The 4225-nt window shown below is 71.1% G+C and carries 5 protein-coding genes; 1 reads left to right on the top strand and 4 read right to left on the bottom strand.

All coding sequences use genetic code 11. The features are described 5' to 3' along the window. A partial coding sequence (locus ACESL7_RS13575; protein WP_372893846.1) for a sensor histidine kinase occupies positions 1 to 1735 on the top strand: 1735 nt, incomplete at its 5' end. 263 nt (positions 1736 to 1998) lie between these two features. On the opposite strand, the gene ACESL7_RS13580 is transcribed toward ACESL7_RS13575, so the two are convergent. From ACESL7_RS13580 to ACESL7_RS13595, 4 genes are all read right to left on the bottom strand, one after another. After that, a complete protein-coding gene (locus tag ACESL7_RS13580; protein WP_372893847.1) occupies positions 1999 to 2190 on the bottom strand; it encodes a hypothetical protein in 192 nt (63 codons plus the stop codon). A 54-nt stretch (positions 2191 to 2244) separates the two neighbouring features. Continuing rightward, the gene (idi, locus tag ACESL7_RS13585; protein WP_372893848.1) at positions 2245 to 2772 is read right to left on the bottom strand and encodes an isopentenyl-diphosphate Delta-isomerase; all 528 of its coding nucleotides are present in this window, start codon (positions 2770 to 2772) and stop codon (positions 2245 to 2247) included. Then, a complete protein-coding gene (locus ACESL7_RS13590) occupies positions 2769 to 3947 on the bottom strand; it encodes a geranylgeranyl diphosphate reductase (RefSeq protein WP_372893849.1) in 1179 nt (392 codons plus the stop codon). The genes idi and ACESL7_RS13590 overlap by 4 nt, the downstream gene beginning before the upstream one ends. Before the next feature lie 2 nt (positions 3948 to 3949). Beyond that, positions 3950 to 4225: PucC family protein (locus ACESL7_RS13595; RefSeq protein ID WP_372893850.1), on the bottom strand; the 276-nt coding region annotated here is incomplete at its 5' end.

The following is a 4225-nucleotide window of genomic DNA, read 5'->3' on the forward strand; positions in this document are numbered from 1 at the left end:
CCGCTGGCCGCGACGCTCGCTCCTGACGATCGTCGCGGCGGCCCTGACGCTCGCGCTGCTGCCGGTCGGCGTGCTGTCCGTGCTGCAGACCCTGCGCTCGATCGAGGTCGCCGAGCAAAACTACCGCAGCGACCGTCTCGCCGAAGCGGTGCGCATCGCCACGCCGGAACGCGAGGCGATCGTCTCGAGCCTGGGCCTCGCCACAGGGCTGGCGGAGGCACTGGCCACCGAGGCGCCGGACGCGCCGGGCTGCACCGCGCTCATGCGCCGGACGGTCGCGCGCCATCCGACTCTCGCGTTCGCCGGCTTCGTGGAGCCGGGCGGCACGACGCGCTGCAACTCGACCGAGGACACCTTCACCGTAAGCCTGCCCGACAAGACCCGCGCGCTCTTTGCCGATCCGCAGCCAGACGTGACACTGAACCCGGTCGGGAAGATCAGTGGCGCGCCGGTGATCGCTGTCAGCCACCCGATCTACGCCCCCGGCGGCGAGCTACGGGGCATGGCGGCGCTGTCCTTCCCGGTCCGCCTGCTCGACGACGCGCGCAAGGCGTTGGACGTCCATCCGGAAGCGGATCTGGTGACCTTCACCCCCGAGGGCGAAATCGTCACGGCGAGCACCGACGCGGACAACGTGCGCGACGTCCTGCCCGCCGACATGACGCTGTCGTCGCTGGCCGAGGACGAGGCACGCAGCTTCGCCACCCAGAACGACGCAGGCGAGGTGCGGCAGTTCGCGGTCGTCCCGCTGGCGCCCGGGGCAGCCTACGCGCTGGCGAGCTGGCCCGCCCGCAAACCGCTTCCGGGGCAGACGCTGCTGCTGCTCTCGTCGCTGTCCTTCCCGGTGGCGATGTGGCTCGTCAGCCTTGCGGTGGCGCTCCTGTCGATCCATCGCCTCGTGCTGCGCCCCATCGGCGCGTTGCGCCGCGAGATGCGCAGCTTCGCCGATCGGCGCCAGATCCCCGCGACCCGCGGACTCGGCCATGCGGCGGCGGAGCTGCGCGACATCGAGGGCACCTTCCACCGCATGGCCGAGACCATCGCCCGCGACGAGGCGACCCTGGAAAACAGGATCTACGAGCGCGAGGTGCTCCTGCGCGAGGTGCACCACAGGGTGAAGAACAACCTGCAGCTCATGTCCTCGATCATGAACATGCAGGCCCGCCGCACGGCGAGCCCCGAGGTGCGCGCCGCGATCCGCAACCTGCAGGAGCGCCTCGCGAGCCTCGCGACGGTGCATCGCACGCTCTATCAGTCCGGCGACATGGCACAGGTGCGCGCCGACACGCTGATCGAGGAGGTGGTGCGCGAACTCGTCGCGCTGGCGAGCACGGCGCGCGCGCCCGTCGAACTGCGCTTCGACCTCGACCCGGTGACGATGGAGCCCGATCAGGCCGCCCCGCTCGCGCTCTTGACCGCGGAGGCCGCGACGAACGCGCTCAAGTATGCCGCGCCCGACGCGGAGGGCGCGCGCTGGCTGCGTATCGCCCTGAGCCCGACCGGGGACGCGGAGCCACGCTTCGAGCTCACTGTGGAGAACAGCCTCGCCCCCGGCACCGGGACGGAGGAGGCGGAAGGCCTCGGCTCAATGCTGATCCGCGCCTTCGCCTCGCAGCTCGAGGCGTCGATCGAGCACGGCGCCGAGGACGGGCGCTACACGGTCACCCTCCGCTTCGCGGCCACGCCCGACCTGCGGCCCGGTCAGGGCGAAAGCGCATCGCGGGACTGGGACTGACCACGAAACGCGGCGGCCTGCCGCCGCGCGGGACCTTCAAGGGGGCATTGTCGGGAGACAGGTCTTGTCCCTGCACCGCGGCTTCGGTGCGCGGGGACGGATCGGGCACGGCGCGCCATGAACTGTCACGGCGCAGCACCCGAAGGCGCGGTCGCCGTTGCACCGGGTATCACCGGACCAGCCACGCGGGACGGGATCGGCCGGAGGGCGCCTCCCGCATCCCGACATGCGGAGACATGGCCCGTCGACGGTCGCCCCGCGCCTCAACCGTCCTCCGGTGCGACATCGGTGGCGTCGGGCGTGGCCTGCGGAGTCTCGGGCCGCTCGCCGTCGGTCGTGCTGACCGCCAGCGCGAACATGACGATGAGCGCAAACAGCAGCACGGCGCCGATCCCGATCAGGGCCGGGCGATGGCGGCGCTTTTCGCGTTCGACGTTCGTGTCGGGTGGCGACATGGGGTTTCCCTCCTTTTCGGAGGGTCAACGCCGCCGCCCCGCGGGCGGGTTCCCTCAGGCGGGCACGCGACCGAAGATGTCCTGCGCGTGCCGCTCGAGGTAGATGCGCAGCCACGGCGTGTAGTGTGCGGGCGCGCGGCGCACGTCCTCGGTGAGCTCCCCGAGCGTCATCCAGCGCGTCTCCTGCACCTCGTCCGGGTCCGGATCGGGGGCAATGCGCCCCGGCGCCTCGGCGGTGAAGATCTCGACCACCTCGTGCTCGATCAGCCCGCCGCCCACGTCCGCGCGGTATTCCACCTGTCCGCGATGGACGAGCGCCAGCCCCTCGATGCCGAGTTCCTCGCCGAGGCGGCGGCGCGCGCAGGCCTCGGGCGCCTCGTCCCAGCCGGGATGCGTGCAGCAGGCGTTCGCCCAGAGCCCCGGCGTGTGGTACTTGCCCGCCGCGCGGCGCTGCAACAGCACCCAGTCGCCCGAGAGCACGAAGACCGAGACGGCCTTGTGCCGGAGGCCGCGGCGGTGCGCCTCCAGCTTTTCCACCGGCATCAGGGCGCCATGCACCCAGGCGGGAACGGTCAGCGTCATGTGTATGTCTCCCGCACGAGGCCCGAGAGGTGGGCGAGGTTCTTGAGCCCGATCTTGATGTGCGCGAGCGGGCGGGCCTTGACCAGCTCCTTGTTCATGTAGGCCTCGAAGGTCAGCCTTTGAACGTCCACGTCGTGACAGAGCGAGACGAACCGCTCCCGCCGCGCGTCGGACTTGTAATAGGCGTCCTGCATCGCGCCGAGGATCTTGAAGACCGATTTGTGCTCGCGCATGAAGAGATGCCGCGCGAGCTTCAGCTTCGCCGTCTCGCCCGAAGTCAGCGTCGCCGCCGCGGCCGCCGCGGCCACCCGCCCGCCGATCATCGCGTAGAAGATCCCCTCGCCCGAGGAGGGCGCGACCACGCCCGCCGCATCGCCGGCGAGCACCACGTCGCGCCCGTTGTCCCAGCGGTCGAGCGGCTTGAGCGGGATCGGCGCGCCCTCCTTGCGGATCGTCGGGCAGTCGGCCAATCCGCTCGCCGCGCGCAGGTCGGCGGTGGCCTGCTTGACGTCCACCTCCTTGACCATGCTGCCCATGCCGACGCTCGCGGATTTGCCGTGCGGAAAGACCCAGCCGTAGAAGTCGGGCGAGATCGCGCCGTCGTAGACCACGTCGCAGCGTTCGGGGTCGTATTCGCCGATCTTGCCGGGCGCCTCGATGATCTCGTGGTAGGCGATGACATACGGGATCTTGTCGCCGCCCGCGACCTCCTGCCGCGCCACGTTCGAGCGCGCGCCGTCGGCCCCGATGACGAGGCGCGTGGTCAGCCGCCGCGTCTCGCCGCTTTCCTTGTCGCGGAATACGACGTGGGTGCCGTCGTCGTCACGTTCGACCTTGGTGAAGGTGCCGCGGTAACGGTCGGCGCCCGCCGCCTCCGCCCGGTCGCGCAGGAAGGCGTCGAAATGCTCGCGGTCGACCATGCCGACGAAGCCGTTCTCGATCGGGATGTCCACGCGCCGCCCGGTGGGAGAGATCATCCGCGCGGTGGTGATCTTCGCCACCAGCTGTTCCTCGGGAATGTCGAAATCCCGGATCGCGCGCGGCGGAATCGCCCCGCCGCAGGGCTTGATGCGCCCCTCGCGGTCGATGAAGGCCACGTTGCGCCCTTCGCGGGCCAGATCCTCGGCGGCGGTGGCACCGGACGGCCCCGCGCCCACGACGACGACGTCATACATCTTCATTCTCCCGGCATCAGCGCGGCGGTGCGTGGCGCGCGCGCGGTCTCGATCACTTTCAGCGCCATCAGCGCGGCGACAAGGAACAGCGCCGCCTCGGCAAGGAACACGGTGCCGAAGGCGGCCGCGTCGCTCGCCATCAGCTTGCGCATCACGTCGGCGGCGGCAGCACCCGTCAGCCCCCCGAAGCCCGCCGCGATGGCCTGCGCCGCGCCCCAGAGACCCATGCGCGTGCCCTCGCGCGATTCCCGGCCCTGCCCGGCGAGCGCCATCATCGA

Source organism: Rhodosalinus sp., assembly GCF_041685465.1.
In the GTDB taxonomy this organism is placed as follows: Bacteria; Pseudomonadota; Alphaproteobacteria; order Rhodobacterales; family Rhodobacteraceae; genus Rhodosalinus.